Source organism: Pleomorphochaeta caudata (assembly GCF_055395745.1).
Window position 1 is genome coordinate 628,091 of sequence record NZ_AP042458.1, and the last position, 15,907, is coordinate 643,997.

12 protein-coding genes and 2 tRNA genes are annotated in these 15,907 nt (G+C 33.4%); 3 read left to right on the forward strand and 11 right to left on the reverse strand.

Going from position 1 to position 15,907, the window contains the following annotated elements:
- Nucleotides 1–183: 183 nt before the first annotated feature.
- The 11 genes from rpoC to ACZ5RS_RS03005 form a co-directional block, all read right to left on the reverse strand.
- A complete protein-coding gene (rpoC, locus tag ACZ5RS_RS02955) occupies nucleotides 184–4,419 on the reverse strand; it encodes a DNA-directed RNA polymerase subunit beta' (RefSeq protein ID WP_464637388.1) in 4,236 nt (1,411 codons plus the stop codon).
- A gap of 16 nt (nucleotides 4,420–4,435) precedes the next feature.
- Nucleotides 4,436–7,999: a DNA-directed RNA polymerase subunit beta gene (gene rpoB / locus ACZ5RS_RS02960; RefSeq protein WP_464638929.1), complete on the reverse strand. Its 3,564-nt coding sequence runs from the start codon at nucleotides 7,997–7,999 to the stop codon at nucleotides 4,436–4,438.
- 179 nt (nucleotides 8,000–8,178) lie between these two features.
- Nucleotides 8,179–8,562: a 50S ribosomal protein L7/L12 gene (gene rplL / locus ACZ5RS_RS02965; RefSeq protein ID WP_464637389.1), complete on the reverse strand. Its 384-nt coding sequence runs from the start codon at nucleotides 8,560–8,562 to the stop codon at nucleotides 8,179–8,181.
- Nucleotides 8,563–8,630: 68 nt separating this feature from the next.
- On the reverse strand, nucleotides 8,631–9,161 hold the full coding sequence (rplJ, locus tag ACZ5RS_RS02970; protein WP_464637390.1) for a 50S ribosomal protein L10: 531 nt from the start codon (nucleotides 9,159–9,161) through the stop codon (nucleotides 8,631–8,633).
- Nucleotides 9,162–9,173: 12 nt separating this feature from the next.
- Nucleotides 9,174–9,860: a 50S ribosomal protein L1 gene (rplA, locus tag ACZ5RS_RS02975; protein ID WP_464637391.1), complete on the reverse strand. Its 687-nt coding sequence runs from the start codon at nucleotides 9,858–9,860 to the stop codon at nucleotides 9,174–9,176.
- Between the two features lies 1 nt (nucleotide 9,861).
- Entirely contained in the window at nucleotides 9,862–10,293 is a 432-nt protein-coding gene (rplK, locus tag ACZ5RS_RS02980) for a 50S ribosomal protein L11 (RefSeq protein WP_464637392.1), read from the reverse strand.
- Between the two features lie 207 nt (nucleotides 10,294–10,500).
- Nucleotides 10,501–11,064 (reverse strand): transcription termination/antitermination protein NusG, encoded by a 564-nt coding sequence (gene nusG / locus ACZ5RS_RS02985; RefSeq protein WP_464637393.1) that lies wholly within the window; start codon nucleotides 11,062–11,064, stop codon nucleotides 10,501–10,503.
- A gap of 13 nt (nucleotides 11,065–11,077) precedes the next feature.
- Nucleotides 11,078–11,257 carry a preprotein translocase subunit SecE gene (secE, locus tag ACZ5RS_RS02990; protein WP_464637394.1) on the reverse strand — a complete coding sequence of 60 codons (180 nt, stop codon included), beginning with the start codon at nucleotides 11,255–11,257 and terminating at the stop codon, nucleotides 11,078–11,080.
- A gap of 182 nt (nucleotides 11,258–11,439) precedes the next feature.
- Nucleotides 11,440–11,513, reverse strand: a tRNA-Trp gene (locus tag ACZ5RS_RS02995).
- Nucleotides 11,514–11,544: 31 nt separating this feature from the next.
- A complete protein-coding gene (gene rpmG, locus ACZ5RS_RS03000) occupies nucleotides 11,545–11,724 on the reverse strand; it encodes a 50S ribosomal protein L33 (protein ID WP_464637395.1) in 180 nt (59 codons plus the stop codon).
- A 55-nt stretch (nucleotides 11,725–11,779) separates the two neighbouring features.
- Nucleotides 11,780–11,851, reverse strand: a tRNA-Thr gene (locus ACZ5RS_RS03005).
- Between the two features lie 209 nt (nucleotides 11,852–12,060).
- Here ACZ5RS_RS03005 and ACZ5RS_RS03010 point away from each other — a divergent pair.
- The 3 genes from ACZ5RS_RS03010 to ACZ5RS_RS03020 all read left to right on the forward strand — a co-directional run bounded on the left by ACZ5RS_RS03010 (nucleotide 12,061) and on the right by ACZ5RS_RS03020 (nucleotide 15,907).
- Nucleotides 12,061–14,574: a glycogen/starch/alpha-glucan phosphorylase gene (locus tag ACZ5RS_RS03010; protein WP_464637396.1), complete on the forward strand. Its 2,514-nt coding sequence runs from the start codon at nucleotides 12,061–12,063 to the stop codon at nucleotides 14,572–14,574.
- Nucleotides 14,575–14,700: 126 nt separating this feature from the next.
- On the forward strand, nucleotides 14,701–15,648 hold the full coding sequence (locus ACZ5RS_RS03015; protein ID WP_464637397.1) for an SPFH domain-containing protein: 948 nt from the start codon (nucleotides 14,701–14,703) through the stop codon (nucleotides 15,646–15,648).
- 52 nt (nucleotides 15,649–15,700) lie between these two features.
- Nucleotides 15,701–15,907 carry a type II toxin-antitoxin system antitoxin gene (locus tag ACZ5RS_RS03020; RefSeq protein ID WP_464637398.1) on the forward strand — a complete coding sequence of 69 codons (207 nt, stop codon included), beginning with the start codon at nucleotides 15,701–15,703 and terminating at the stop codon, nucleotides 15,905–15,907.

Consider the following 15,907-nt stretch of genomic DNA (forward strand, 5'->3'; position numbering starts at 1 on the left):
TCACATTTGGGGATCTATACTCTTCTTCACAAGAAAAATATTTCCAATAAAAAGTAGCCAGCATGAACACTTTTTCATCTTTGCTAATAAACTCTACCAAGAATATCATGCCAACAGGCATAACACTCTTGAGTATCATCTATCAAATAAAATAGTATCAAACTACTTTTTAAAATTACAATTTTATTCTAAGCCCATCTCTGCTGCCATAGACTCGCGTCTTTGTGCAACCTGTTGTTGTTCTGCTTCATGAGAATTTACAAGTAATTCCTCATCAGCAAGCTTAACGTTTCTATAACGTTTCATACCTGTTCCAGCTGGAATTAGGTGCCCGATAACAACATTTTCTTTTAAGCCTCTTAACTCGTCTGTTTTACCAGCAATAGCACTTTCTGTCAAGACCTTAGTAGTCTCTTGGAAAGAAGCAGCAGATAAGAATGACTCAATAGATAAAGCAGCACGTGTAATACCTAATAATAAAGGTTTAGCAACTGCTGGTTGACCACCTTCTTTTACAACACGACTATTTTCGCTATGGAAACGATGTTTGTCAACTTGTTGTCCTTGAACTAAATCAGTATCACCAGCAGAAACAACTTCTACTTTTCTAAGCATTTGTCTAACAATAACACCTAAGTGTTTATCATTAATATCTACACCTTGCATTCTATAAACAGCTTGAACTTCATCAACCAAGAATGATTGTAGTGCATTTTCACCTTTGATATTTAAAATATCATGTGGATCAATTGCTCCATCACACATTGGTTCCCCAGCTTCAACGCTATCTCCATCTCTTACAAGCATGTGCTTATTCATTGGAATAACATGTTTATAGCTCTTATCGTAAGCATCTCTTACTCTTACAATAATCTTACCTTTTGCAACATTACCAACTTCAACAACACCAGATACTTGAGCAAGAACTGCAGGACTCTTAGGTCTTCTAGCTTCAAATAACTCACCAACACGTGGTAAACCACCTGTAATATCAGCAGTTTTTGTACCACCTTTAATAAGTTTAGCTATAACTTCACCAACTTTAATTTCTTGGTTATCCTCACAAGTTAAGTAAGTACCACCAGGAAGTTGATAATTAACCAAAGTTTCACCTGTACCATTTTTACCAGAAGTAATAGTAATTCTTGGTTGTAAATGTTCAAGTTTATGCTCTGTAATTCTTCTTTGTATATTACCTGTTTCAAGGTTCTTTTCTTCAACCATAGTTGATCCAGCAGTAATATCAACAAAATGAATATAACCTTCAAACTCACTAATAAATGGTTCACTAAATGAGTCAAATGTAGAAATTGTTTGTTCAGCAGGTATGTAGCTGTTTTCTTGTACATTGTTTTCTAATTCAGAACCTGTTTTAATAACAGTTTTTTGAGCTTTTCCAACAATTAATACTCTATCACCAATTTTCTTGATTATACCATTATAATTACTTGCAACAGTTTCCTTTGAATCACCATTTTCAATATATAATGGAGTTCCTTTAGCTATTGCATCACCTTCACTTACTAATAATTTAGAATAAGTTCCATTTTCAATTTCATGAACAACTGGTTCGTAATGTAAGAAACCTTTTCTAGAGAATACTCTAATTTGGTCAGTTTCTCTTATTACAAAATGACCTTCAATCTTTGTAACAATAATTGGGTTCTTAAATGAAATTGTATTGTCTTCAGAAGATGTAGATGCAGTACCACCAACGTGGAATGTTCTCATGGTTAACTGAGTACCAGGTTGACCAATTGATTGAGCTGCAATTGTACCAACTGCTTCACCAATTTCAACTGATCTATTAGTTGCAAGGTTTCTACCATAACATTTTCTACATACACCATGTTTAGCTTCACAAGTTAAAACAGTTCTGATAAATACTTTTTCAATACCTGCTTCTTCAACTGCTTTAGCTACTTCTTCGTCAATTTCTTCATTTGCAGGAGCAATAACTTTACCAGTAAATGGATGATGAACATCTTCAACTGGGCAACGTCCTACAATACGAGAACTTAAGGCTTCAACTAAATCATCACCTTCTTTTATTGCTTCAATCCAAATACCATTAATTGTATGACAGTCATCTTCGTTAACAACAACATCTTGAGAAATATCAACAAGACGACGTGTTAAATAACCAGCTTCAGCTGTCTTAAGTGCTGTATCAGATAAACCTTTACGAGCACCGTTTGTAGAAATGAAGAATTCAATAATTGAAAGACCTTCTTTGAAGTTAGATTTAATTGGGAATTCAATAACATCCCCTGTAGGTTTAGCCATCAAACCACGCATACCACCTAATTGTCTGATCTGAGTTTTACTACCACGAGCACCAGAATCAGCCATTAAGAATAATGGGTTAAATCCGTTTTGACTTTCTTTTAAGTCCTTCATTAATTCATCGGCTAATCTTTCATTAGCATCAGTCCAAACTTCAATTACACGGTTATAACGTTCTTCAGAAGAAATACTTGCTAAGACACTATATTGTTTCTTAATTTCAGCATGCTTTTCTGTTGCTTCTTTCATGATTTCAGCTTTTGCTTCAGGGATTATCATATCAGATAAACCAATAGTAGCACCAAAGACTGTTGCATATTTAAATCCAACATCTTTTACAGCATCAAGCAATTGAACTGCTACAGAATTTTTCTTTTCTGAAATAGTATTTCCAATTAACTTCTTAAGTTCTTTATCACCTAAGCAATAGTTTTGGAATTCAATACCTTCAGGTAATACTGAATTGAAAATAACTCTACCTGGAGTTGTTTCAATTTTTTCACCATTAGGTAATTTATATTTAATTCTTGCATTATAGGATAATACATTACTATCAATAGCTAATTCGATTTCACTTAAGCTATCATAATAATATCCTTGTCCTTTTGCACCTTTCATTTCTCTTGTTAAGTAGTTAACACCAAGAACCATATCTTGTGATGGGAATACAATTGGTTTACCATTAGCAGGGTCAAGAAGGTTTGTAGCACTCAACATAAGAGTCCAACATTCTAATTGAGCAGCCTGTGTTAATGGAACGTGTACAGCCATTTGGTCACCATCGAAGTCAGCATTAAATGCGTGACATACTAATGGGTGCAACTTAATAGCCTTACCATCAACCAATACTGGTTCGAAAGCCTGAATACCTAATCTATGAAGAGTAGGAGCACGGTTAAGCATAACTGGATGTTCACTTACTACATCATCTAGGATTGACCATACTTCATCTGTTTCTTGTTCAACTAAGTTTTTAGCTTTCTTAATATTATAAACTACACCTTTTTGAACTAATTTCTTCATAATAAAGGGTTTATATAATTCAAGAGCCATTTTTGAAGGAAGTCCACATTGGTGAATTCTTAATTCAGGACCAACAACGATAACTGAACGACCAGAATAGTCTACACGTTTACCAAGTAGGTTTTGTCTAAATCTACCTTGTTTACCTTTCAACATATCTGAAAGAGATTTTAGAGGTCTATTATTTGCGCCTCTAACAACACGTTTTCTCTTTGTGTTGTCAAATAGAGCATCAACAGCTTCTTGTAACATTCTCTTTTCATTTCTGATAATAATATCAGGAGCATGTAATTGTATTAAACGTGATAAACGGTTATTTCTATTAATTAAACGTCTATATAAATCATTTAAGTCTGAAGTAGCAAAACGGCCACCATCAAGTTGAACCATAGGTCTTAAATCTGGTGGAATAACAGGAATAACTGTTAAAATCATCCATTCAGGTTTATTCTCTGAGTTTCTGAAACTTTCACAAACTTCAATTCTCTTATATAAATGCTTGTCAATTTTTCCTTCTTTTGCACGCATTTCTTCGCGAAGTTCATAGCTTAATTTATCTAAATCGATATTAGCTAAAATTTCACGAACAGCTTCTGCTCCCATGCCAGCACGGAAAACTTCACCATATTGTTCAAGAGCATCATAGTATTCATCTTCACTTAAGATTTGTTTTTCTTTTAAATCTGTTTCACCAGGAGAAATAACAATATATTTTTCATAATATAAAACACTTTGCAAATTTGCTCTGGAAATATCAAGCAATAAGCTCATACGAGAAGGAACTGATCTATAATACCAAATATGAGAAACAGGAGAAGCTAAAGTAATATGGCCCATTCTTTCACGACGAACCTTTACATTAGTAACTTCAACACCACATCGGTCACAAACTACCCCTTTATAACGGATAGATTTGAATTTACCACAATAACATTCCCATTCTTTTGTGGTACCGAATATTTTCTCACAAAATAGACCATCCCTCTCAGGACGCAAAGTACGGTAATTGATAGTTTCTGGTTTTTTAACTTCACCATAGGACCAGTCCTTAATTTGTTCTGGTGAAGCTAATTTAATTTTTACACTATCGAAATCTTGAATTTCTTTCATTCCGTTATACTCCTGATTAGTTTAGAGTTGATTTCTCTTTCTTAACGATGAGCTCTTCATCCCTTTCGGTTAGAGGAACTTGTCTACCCTTATTGTCGTAGACGGACATATCTAATGCTAGACCACGTATTTCTTGTACCAATACATTAAATGCTTCAGGCATACCAGCAGCTGTAGAAGGTTCACCTTTTACAATGCTTTCGTAAATCTTAACACGACCAGTCATATCATCACTCTTAATTGTTAACAATTCTTGTAGAGTATTAGCAGCACCATAAGCTTCAAGAGCCCATACTTCCATTTCTCCCAATCTTTGTCCACCAAATTGTGCTTTACCACCAAGAGGTTGTTGAGTAACTAATGAATAAGGACCTGTTGCACGTGCATGCATCTTATCATCAACTAAGTGGTGTAATTTTAGATAATAAATATATCCACAGAATACAGGATTAACAAAAGCTACCCCAGTTCTTCCATCATATAGTACTTGTTTACTATCTCTAGGAAGTCCTGCTTCAACCATTTTCTCTTCAATTTGATCCATGCTAGCACTTTGGAATACAGGAGATGAGAACCATTCATCCAAAGCAACAGCTGCCCAACCTAATTGAGTTTCCATTAACTGACCAATGTTCATACGAGATGGAACACCTAGAGGATTAAGACAAACATCTAATGTTGTACCATCAGCCATGAATGGCATATCTTCTTCAGGTAAAATTCTGGATACAACACCCTTGTTACCGTGACGACCAGCCATTTTATCACCTTGTCTTAACTTTCTCTTAGTAGCTACTAAAACTTTTACAGATTCTTCAACTCCAGGTGGTAATTCATCGTTATTAGCTTTTGTTAAGCGTTGAACGTCAATTACTGTACCAGAAGTTCCATGAGGAACTTTCAATGAAGAATCTCTTACTTCTTTAGCTTTTTCTCCAAAAATAGAATTTAATAGTTTAAATTCAGGAGTTGTATCTCCTTCACTCTTTGGAGTAACTTTACCTACTAAAATTGAACCAGGAGTTACATATGTACCAATTCTTACAATACCATCTTCATCCAATTGTTCTAGCATTTTTTCACTAGTATTTGGAATATCAGCAGTAAGTTTTTCAGGTCCTAATTTTGTTTCACGAACATCAATTGTATATTCTTTTATGTGTATTGAAGTAAAGATATCTTCTCTAACAACCTTTTCACTAATAAGAACAGCATCTTCATAGTTGTAACCATTCCAAGGAACGAAACCTACAAGAATATTACGACCTAAAGCTAATTGTCCTCTGTCAGTAGCAGGTCCATCAGCAAGAACTTCACCAGCTGCTACATGTTGACCTTTTTCTACTAAAGGTTTTTGGTTCATACATGTATCTTGGTTTGTTCTAGAGAACTTTTGTACTTCATAAACATCAACAATACCGTCAATTTCTACTTCGTCTGGTTTAATTATAATCTTTGTTGAAGATACATAATCAATAACACCAGCTCTATTTGCTTTCAACAATACGCCTGAATCATATGCAGCTTTTTCTTCCATACCTGTACCAACACGAGGTGTTTCAGGGAATAATAAAGGAACTGCTTGACGTTGCATGTTTGATCCCATCAAAGCTCTGTTTGCATCGTCGTGTTCCAAGAATGGAATTAAAGAAGAAGCAACAGAAATAACTTGTTTTGGACTTACATCCATGTATCTGATTTCTTTTGCGCCTCTTGTTGCATAATCGCCACTCTTTCTTACTGGAATTTCTTCTTCTAAGAAGTGACCTTCAGCATCAATTTTTGCAGATGCTTGAGCAATGAAGTATTTCTCTTCATCATTTGCATCTAAATATTTATATTGTTTTGAAGCTACGCCATCAATAACTTTTCTGTATGGAGTTTCTAAGAATCCATACTTGTTTATTCTAGTATAGTTAGCTAGTGATAAAATAAGACCAATGTTTGGACCTTCAGGTGTTTCAATAGGACACATTCTACCATAGTGAGTGTAGTGTACGTCACGAACTTGGAAACCTGCACGATCTCTTGATAAACCGCCTGGGCCTAAAGCTGTTAATCTTCTCTTATGTGTTAATTCAGCAAGAGGGTTAACTTGGTCCATGAATTGTGATAATTGAGATGAACCAAAGAATTCTTTGATTGCAGCTACAATTGGTTTAATTGAGATTAAATCTTGAGGTCTAACGCTATCGTTTTCAAGGTTCATTCTATCTTTAGCAATACGCTCCATTCTTGAGAATGCACTCTTTAAAGCGTTTTGTAATAATTCACCAACACATCTAATACGTCTATTACCTAGATTATCAATATCATCAATGTGATATAATTTTTCATCTTGGTTAGAATAAACTTTTATTAAATAATCCATTGTATTAACAATATCTTGAGCTGTTAATACAGTGTTTGATGTATCTTCTTCTTCATCTTCACCAGCATTTGTGCCGAATTTTTTATTAAATTTATAACGTCCAACAGCACCTAAATCATAACGACGAGAAGACATAAACATGTTAGGAAGATCTTTTTCAGCTCTTTCTACAGCAATCATTTCGCCAGGTTGTAAAACATTATAAATTGTTGATAATACAGCTTCTTTTGTTGGTTCACCGTTTTCATCTAATTTAAATTTAGAGTTTTGTTCATTCTCTAAACAATTTAGAATCATTGGGTTATTTAAAGTTTCATCAGATTCTAAATCAACAATATCTAATTTATTAATTTTATAAACTTTTAATAATTCTTCAATTTCATGTGGGTGTAACATTGATCCAGCTGTCAAGAATATTTTCTTACATGGAGCTCCGTTTTCATCAACAGAATCAACCCATATATCTTTTGCAATATATCTTGAATCTAAATAATCAACTACTTCTGGATCATCTTTTAATTCTACTTCATCAATTTTATAGAATTTTTCAATAATTGCCTCACGAGTATTTACACCAATAGCTCTAAGGAATAAGGTTGCTAGAATTCTTTTCTTTCTATCGATTTTTGCATAAATCAACTTCTTTTTATCGTCAATTTCAAATTCTAACCATGCACCACGATATGGAATAATTCTTGAAGAGTAAATTTCTTTGTCTGTTTTTTCATAAGAAAAAATAACACCAGGAGATCTGTGAATTTGTGAAACTACAACACGTTCAGCACCATTAATAATAAAAGTACCACGATCAGTCATTACTGGAATGTCACCAAAGAAAATTTCTTTTTCTCTGATTTCACCATCAGGAAGTTCTAAACTTATTGTTGCTTTAATTGGAACACTATAAGTACGTCCTTTTTTCTTACATTGTGACTCAGTTAATTTTTGGTTTTGAAAGTCAATTACATAGTTATTATAAACTAAACGCATTTCACCATTTGGACTTTCAATAGGGAAAATACTTTGAAAAACTTCTTCTAAACCAGAAGTAACATCAGCATCTATAACTGAGTTCTTTAAACTTTGATTATAGTGTAAAAAACGTTCATATGAATCTAATTGAACACCAATTAGATTTGGGAGTTCACAAACTTCATAAAATTCAGAACCGATGTATGTGCGTTTTATGGATTTGCCTACGGCACCCATCATCTACCCTCCACGTCAAAGATCTAAGATAAACTTAGTCGGTGTATAACACCTATCTCCCCATATGGGGAATGAAAAGACACGTTTAGCCACCTTATAGGGTGGCGTTTTGCCTTTATTCAAAATTAAGGCTAAAAAAAACAAAGTCTAGCCCGGAAATCCGGGCTTGACAATAGTTCTTATTCAGCAGGAACAAGTTCAACTGTTGCACCAGCTTCTTCAAGTTGTTTCTTAAGAGCTTCAGCATCTTCTTTGCTAACAGCTTCTTTAACAGTTTGTCCGCCTTCTTCAACCATAGTTTTAGCTTCTTTAAGACCAAGACCTGTAATAGCACGAACAGCTTTAATACAAGCAATCTTCTTCTTAGCGTCAGCTTCTTTTAATACTACGTTAAATTCAGTTGGTTCTTCTGCAGCAGCAGGACCAGCAGCAGCTGCAGGACCAGCAGCAACAGCAGCAGCAGCTGTTACACCGAACTTTTCTTCCATCATTGAGATTAGTTCTGATACTTCAAGAACACTCATGTTTGCAATTGATTCTAAAATTTCTTCTTTAGTAGCCATATTATCTTCTCCTTAAGATTATATTTCTTCACAACAGTAGCAGGTTACATGTGAAGACTAATGTTGTGTTAGTTTTCTTCAGCTACGGCTGTTGCGCCATCGCTGTTTTTTTCTACGTATGCTAACAATGTAGCAGCAAGTTTTTGTACTGGAGCTCTCATTGTTCCCATCAATGATGAGATTAATTCAAGTCTACCAGGTAATTTACTAAATGCTTCAATTTGAACAGAATCAAATAGCTGACCATCAATTTTTGCACATTTAACAACCATTGGTGCGCCATCTTCTTTTGCTTTAAATACAGCTTTAGCTACTTCATTTGCAGTATCACCTTTTGATAAAGCAATAGCTGTAGGACCAACAAATACATCATCAGCAACATCAAGACCTAAGTCTTTCATAGCTAATTTAGCAAATCTATTCTTTACAACGCGGAAAGCACCCTCGTTTGTAAGTAATTCTTTACGTAATTTTGTAATTTGTTCTACAGTCATTCCTCTGTAATCAGTAAAAATGAAACCACTATATTGTTCAAACTCATTTTTTAATTCTTTTACAGCATTTTCTTTAGCTGGAGTTATGCGTGTTTTATATTCCATTGCAATTTCCTCCTAGTTTGCCATGAAGTCTTTGACCGAAACATGAACACCAGGGCCCATTGTAGAGGACAAAGCTAATGAAAGAACAAAATCGCCCTTTGCATCAGAAGGCTTCTTACGAACAATTTCCTTAAGAGCAGCTTGTGCATTTTCACAAACCATCTTAGGATCCATGCTTACATGACCAACAGCCATGTGAACTACACCAGTCTTATCTGAACGGAATTCAACACGACCTTTTTGTAATTCAGCTAAAGCACCCTTAATATCAAATGTAACTGTTTGTGTTTTAGGGTTAGGCATTAAACCTCTTCTACCTAAGATAGGACCTAAACGACCAACATCTTTCATCATATCAGGTGTTGCAACTGCTACATCAAAGTCTAACCATCCACCACGTACTTTCTCAATTAAATCCATATCACCAACATAAGTTGCGCCTGCTTCTTTAGCTTCGTCTACTTTGTCGCCTTTACAGAATACAAGAATACGTTTTTGTTCACCAAATTGATTAGGTAATACACAAGTATCACGAACACTTTGGCTTTTCTTTAATGATAATTTAACTGATAATTCAACTGTTTCATCAAATTTTGCGAATGCAATTTCTTTAACTAATTCAGAAGCTTCACTAAAAGTGTATAGTTTTTCACTATCAATCTTTTTAGCTGCTTCAAGATATTTCTTTCCGTGCTTCATATTAGTTCTCCACCTCTACGCCCATACTTCTACAAGTACCAGCGATGATTTTCTTCGCTGCATCGATGTCATTTGCATTTAAATCAGGCATCTTAACATTTGCGATCTCTGTTAACTGAGCATCAGTAATTTTTCCAACTTTAGTTGTATGTGGAATACCACTACCTTTTGCAAGGCCTAAAGCTTTCTTAATTAATACTGCTGCAGGTGGAGTCTTTAATATAAAAGTAAAGCTCCTATCAGAGTAAACGGTAATGATAACTGGAAGTGTTAGTCCAGGTTCATAAGACTTAGTCTTATCATTAAACTGCTGAACAAATTGTGGGGCACTTACGCCATGAGGACCCAAAGCTGGACCAATTGGAGGTGCAGGGGTAGCCTTTTGAGCTGGACATTGTAATTTAATTACAGCTGTCACCTTTTTCTTTGCCATAGTTTTTTCTCCTTACGTAGCTGAGCTTGGTCTGAGCTGACCGATAATACGAGCCCCTACGTTGGTTATAACGCCTGTCATACGATCAGGCTCCCACCTTTTCAATTCGAAAATTGAAGAGGAGTACAAACAAAATTAATAATTTTTAAAAATCAAAAATTTTTATAAACTAAATTAGTTTATTTTATAAAAATATCGTAAAATATATTATTTTACAAATTTTTCTACTTGGTCAAAAGTTAATTCAACTGGAGTAGAACGTCCAAAAATACCAACGCTTACTACAATCTTGTTCTTTTCTAAATTAACTTTTTCAATCTCACCTGAGAAAGTATCGAATGGACCATCAATAATTCTAACAGTCTCACCCACAGAGAAATTCTGACGAGGTTTAAATACCTTATCAGCTGGAATTTCCCCAGTCTTTCTAAATATTTGTTTAACTTCTTCAGGATGTAAAGGTTTAGGCTTTGCTCTTTCAGATGATGTTAAAAAACCTGTAACACCTTGAATTCTTTTAATTTCACCACACCACTTAGCCCAAGAATTTTCTGGTAAGTCAAGTTCTACTAAAATATATCCAGGAAGTATTTTTTTCTTTACTTCCTTTTCCTTGTCATTTTTAATTTCAATAACAGTTTCAAAAGGAACTTTAACCTCAGAACAAACACTTGCAAAGTCAGGATTATTTTCTCTTAACTTGTTTATTGTTCTTTCTATCTTTTGCTCATACCCGGTGTAGGTATTTACTACGTACCAACCTTTAGCCATAAACCGTCCTATCTTAGAAAATCAAATATAGACCTTGAAGTAATAAATAATCAACAAGACCTAAAACTGCTGCAAAAATAATTACAGAAACCAAAACAACCTTAGTAGAAATACCTACTTGTTCTCTTGTTGGCCAAACTACTTTTGAAAGTTCTTGACGAGATTCTTTAAAAAATTTCACAATTTTACGCATATCTTCTCCCTAGAATATTTTGATTCAAATCAAGACTTTAAATGAAAAACCTTCATTTAGGCGCTTCTAGAGCACCTTTACCTTTAAAAAAATACACACTATATAATAATGCTTAAATCCCAGCAAAGCATATTACTGAGATTTTATCGCGATTCCCCATAAAAATCAATACGAGAAGCCAACAGGTCAGGTAGGATTCGAACCTACAACACCCGGTTTTGGAGACCAGTGCTCTAGCCGTTGGAGCTACTGACCTGTTCGCTTCTCGATTAACAATAGGAATTAGACTATTTTATTTTTGCTTCTTTGTGCAATGTGTGTTTGTGTTCAAAAGGGCAATATTTATTAAGCTCTAATTTACCTGGTGTATTACGGCGATTCTTTTGTGTAGTATAATTCTTTTGATTACAAGAAGTACACTTTAAAGCAATCTTCTCTACAGGTCCTTTTTTCTTATTACTTGCCATATCCTAACTCCTCAGCAAATAGCATTCTACATGTTATTTTGTTTTTTTATCTTATAGCCCTCAAGCAGATTTGAACTGCTGACCCCCACCTTACCAAGGTGGTGCTCTACCACTGAGCTATAAGGGCAAATTCATTGCCGTTGCATATGAAAAAACCGATACATGCGAAATTCAACATATCAAACACAATTCTTTTTGTCAACCAACTTTACATTATAATTACATTTTTTTTTATATTTTATATGTTTAGGGGAAAACATATACTTATAATATCTTGTAACATTGAGTTCTTTACTATATTTTATAATATATAACAATCCTTCAAAGGAGACAAAAATGACAGAGACACAGAAGACACGTTTCGGTAGGACATCAAAAGACATAGTCCAAGACTATGCTGAGCACCTAAAATATACTTTAGATGCTGATATCTTTCACAACACAAAAGAAGGCCATTATTATGCATTAGCATTATCAATAATGGATCGCATTGTTCATCAACTTCACCAAAGTAGAGAAACTCAAAGAAAAAAAGATGCAAAAAGAGTTTATTACTTATCCCTAGAGTTTTTGATGGGGAGAGCTATGACAAACAATATCATTAACCTTGGTATTGAAAAAGAAGTCAAAAACGCATTAAAAGAACTTGGGAAAAATTACGAAGATTTACAAGAACAAGAACCAGATGCTGGTTTAGGTAATGGCGGACTTGGTAGACTTGCTGCTTGTTTCTTAGATTCTTTAGCTACTTTAGAAATTCCTGCTTTTGGTTATGGTATAAGATACAATTACGGTATTTTTAACCAATTAATTAAAGATGGATGGCAAGAAGAAGTTCCTGATAGTTGGTTAAAAAATGGTAACCCTTGGGAAATTCCAAGAAAAGATTTAAAATTCCCTGTACGCTTTGGCGGTCAAGTAAATATTATAAATGAAAATGGTAAAGACATATTCAAATGGGTTGGTGGCGAAGTTATTCGTGGCATGGCCTATGATATGCCTATTGTTGGTTATGGCTGCAAAACAGTTAACACATTAAGACTTTGGAGTGCAAAAGCTACTGAAGATTTTAATTTCCAAGAATTCAATGATGGTGATTACACAGAAGCTGTTAGAGCTAAAATTACTGCTGAAAACATTTCTCAAGTTTTATATCCTAATGACACTGGTTATATGGGTAAAGAATTAAGATTAAAACAACAATATTTCTTTGTATCTTGTTCTCTACAAGATATTATTAGAAGATTTAAACAAAAACCTAATCATAAGTGGTCAGATTTCTCTAATTTAGCTGCAATTCAGTTAAATGATACTCACCCTTCTTTAGCTGTTCCTGAATTAATGAGACTTTTAGTTGATAAAGAAGGTTTAGGATGGGATGAAGCTTGGAATATTTGTGAAAATACTTTTGGGTACACAAACCATACTTTAATGCCTGAAGCATTAGAAAAATGGTCTTTACCAATGTTACAAAATCTATTACCAAGACACGTTCAAATTATTTTTGAAATAAACCATAGATTCTTACAAAAAGCTGCTGCTTATTTCCCATTAAAACCACAAATGCTTAGTAAAGTTAGTATAATTGAAGAATCTCATCCAAAAATGGTTAGAATGGCAAATTTAGCGATTATTGGCTCTCATAGCACTAATGGTGTTGCTCAATTACATAGTCAATTGTTAAAAACTAATATGTTCCCAGAATTTAATATGATATTCCCTGACAGATTCAATAATAAAACAAATGGAATCACTCAAAGAAGATGGTTATTAGATTCTAACCCTGAATTAGCTTCTTTAATTAATAGCGCTATTGGAGATGAATGGATTTTAGATTTTTCAAAAATTAAAAATCTTGCTCCATTTGCTGAAGATAAAAACTTCATTGCAGATTTTTCAAAAATAAAAACAAATTGCAAAATCAAAGCTGCTCAATTCTTAAAACATGATTCAAATATAATTCTTGATCCAAACACTATGTTTGATACTCAAGTAAAAAGAATTCATGAGTATAAGAGACAACTTTTAAATGCTATGAATATTTTATTAATTTATTCCAAATTAAAATCAGGAGAAATTAATAAACAAGATATGGAACCTATTACTTTCCTATTTGGTGGAAAATCTGCTCCAGGATATGTTAATGCAAAATTAATTATTAAATTTATTAACAATATTTCTAAAACCATTAATAATGATCCTGCTGTAAATGATGTTCTTAAAGTATTCTTTATGCCAAACTATAGAGTATCCCTTGCAGAAAAAATTATTCCAGCAACAAACCTTAGTGAACAAATATCAACTGCAGGTACAGAAGCTTCTGGTACTGGTAATATGAAATTTATGGCTAATGGTGCTTTAACTATTGGAACTCTAGATGGTGCTAATGTTGAAATGGCAGAAGAAGTTGGAAAAGAGAATATGTTTATCTTTGGTAATACGGAAGAAGAGATTGAAGCTCTAGCTCCTTCTTATAATCCTTATGATTACATTTTAAATAATGACTCAATAAAAACTATTATTGATTTAGTAACTAGTGGCTACTTCAATGTTGGAGAACCACATATATTTGATAGATTAACTAAATCATTATTAGAAGAAGGGGACAGATATTTCTTATTCGCAGATTTAGATATGTATAGTATAGCTCATACAAAAGCTAGAGATTTATACAAAAACAATAAAGATGAATGGAACAAAAAAGCAATCTTAAATATTGCTGCTTCTGCAAAATTCTCTTCAGATAGAACTATTGAAGAGTATGCAAAAGATATTTGGAATGTTGAACCTTGCCCAGTTAAAAGAGCAGCTCAAAAAGAAAACGCAGTAGATAATGCTAAAAAATTCTAAATAAAAACATTCATAAAACAAAAGTGGCTTGATTTTTTAAATCAGGCCATTTTTTATTGACAAAAAATTAAAAGAGATACATAATTAATTATGATATCAAATTGATATCATACAGGAGTATACAAAATGGAAGAAATTAAAGACATTAAAACTAAAGCTCTAAATGGTGGAATTATGTTCCTTCTTATCATATTATTACAAATTGGAGTTGGTGTTGTATTTGCATTTACTTTAAAAACTCACCTAGTTTTCTCAGTAATCTTTTTACCGATTATGGAAATTGTAATTATCGTTTTATTAACAGGACTTAAAGTTCTAAAACCTAATGCAGCTAGAGTTTTAACCTTCTTTGGTAAATATGCTGGAACTTTAAAAGGACCAGGCTTTTATTATGTGAATCCATTTTACACAAGCGCTATAGTTGGTTATAGAAAATCTGAAAGAAAAGATTCTAATGGAAACTCTATTACCTTTGACCGTCCTATAAAAAGGATGTCATTAAAAACTATTACTTTAAACAACCAAAAACAAAAAATTAATGATTCTATGGGGAATCCTATAGAAATTGGCATTATTGTAATCTGGAAAGTTGTTGATTGTGCTAAAGCAGCATTTGCAGTTGAAAACTACTTTGAATTTTTGTCTATTCAAAGTGACAGTGCGCTTAGAACAATTGTAAGAAAATATCCTTATGATTGCCCTGAAGATGATACAAAATTATCCCTAAGAGGCGATGCTCAAGAAATTTCAGAAAGTTTAAAAGCAGAAATCCAAAGCAAAGTAAATATGGCAGGACTCGAAATAATTGAAGCTAAAATAACACATTTAGCATACTCTCAAGAAATTGCTGCTGCTATGTTACAAAGACAACAAGCTGCTGCTATTATTGATGCAAGAAAAATGATTGTTGATGGCGCAGTATCAATGGTACAAATGGCAATAGAGCAATTAAAAGAAAACGATGTATTAGAATTAGATGAAGAAAGAAAAGCTGCAATGGTAAGCAATTTATTAGTTGTACTTTGTGGAAACAAAGATGCTCAACCTATAGTAAATTCTGGTTCTTTATATTAAATATATATATAAGGAGAATCTACTCCGTCAATTTTGACGGAGTTTAATTTATATGAGTGATACAAAAAAGCAAAGAAAACAAGTACCTTTAAGACTTTCATCCGCATTATATGATGAGTTAGTTCAATGGGCTGATCAAGATTTTAGATCTGTGAATGGCCAAATTGAATATTTACTTTATGAATGCGTAAAAAAAAGAAAAAAGAGACTAAAAGATGATGTAAGTTATAAAGAAGAGCCCGACGCTGTAGATAAATAG

Coding starts and splice junctions, on each gene's coding strand:
- rplK (WP_464637392.1), bottom strand. CDS start 10,293: ATGGCAAAGAAAAAGGTGACAGCTGTAATTAAATTACAATGTCCAGCT.
- ACZ5RS_RS03020 (WP_464637398.1), top strand. CDS start 15,701: ATGAGTGATACAAAAAAGCAAAGAAAACAAGTACCTTTAAGACTTTCA.
- rpoB (WP_464638929.1), bottom strand. CDS start 7,999: ATGGGTGCCGTAGGCAAATCCATAAAACGCACATACATCGGTTCTGAA.
- rplJ (WP_464637390.1), bottom strand. CDS start 9,161: ATGGAATATAAAACACGCATAACTCCAGCTAAAGAAAATGCTGTAAAA.
- ACZ5RS_RS03010 (WP_464637396.1), top strand. CDS start 12,061: ATGACAGAGACACAGAAGACACGTTTCGGTAGGACATCAAAAGACATA.
- nusG (WP_464637393.1), bottom strand. CDS start 11,064: ATGGCTAAAGGTTGGTACGTAGTAAATACCTACACCGGGTATGAGCAA.
- rpmG (WP_464637395.1), bottom strand. CDS start 11,724: ATGGCAAGTAATAAGAAAAAAGGACCTGTAGAGAAGATTGCTTTAAAG.
- rplA (WP_464637391.1), bottom strand. CDS start 9,860: ATGAAGCACGGAAAGAAATATCTTGAAGCAGCTAAAAAGATTGATAGT.
- secE (WP_464637394.1), bottom strand. CDS start 11,257: ATGCGTAAAATTGTGAAATTTTTTAAAGAATCTCGTCAAGAACTTTCA.
- ACZ5RS_RS03015 (WP_464637397.1), top strand. CDS start 14,701: ATGGAAGAAATTAAAGACATTAAAACTAAAGCTCTAAATGGTGGAATT.
- rpoC (WP_464637388.1), bottom strand. CDS start 4,419: ATGAAAGAAATTCAAGATTTCGATAGTGTAAAAATTAAATTAGCTTCA.
- rplL (WP_464637389.1), bottom strand. CDS start 8,562: ATGGCTACTAAAGAAGAAATTTTAGAATCAATTGCAAACATGAGTGTT.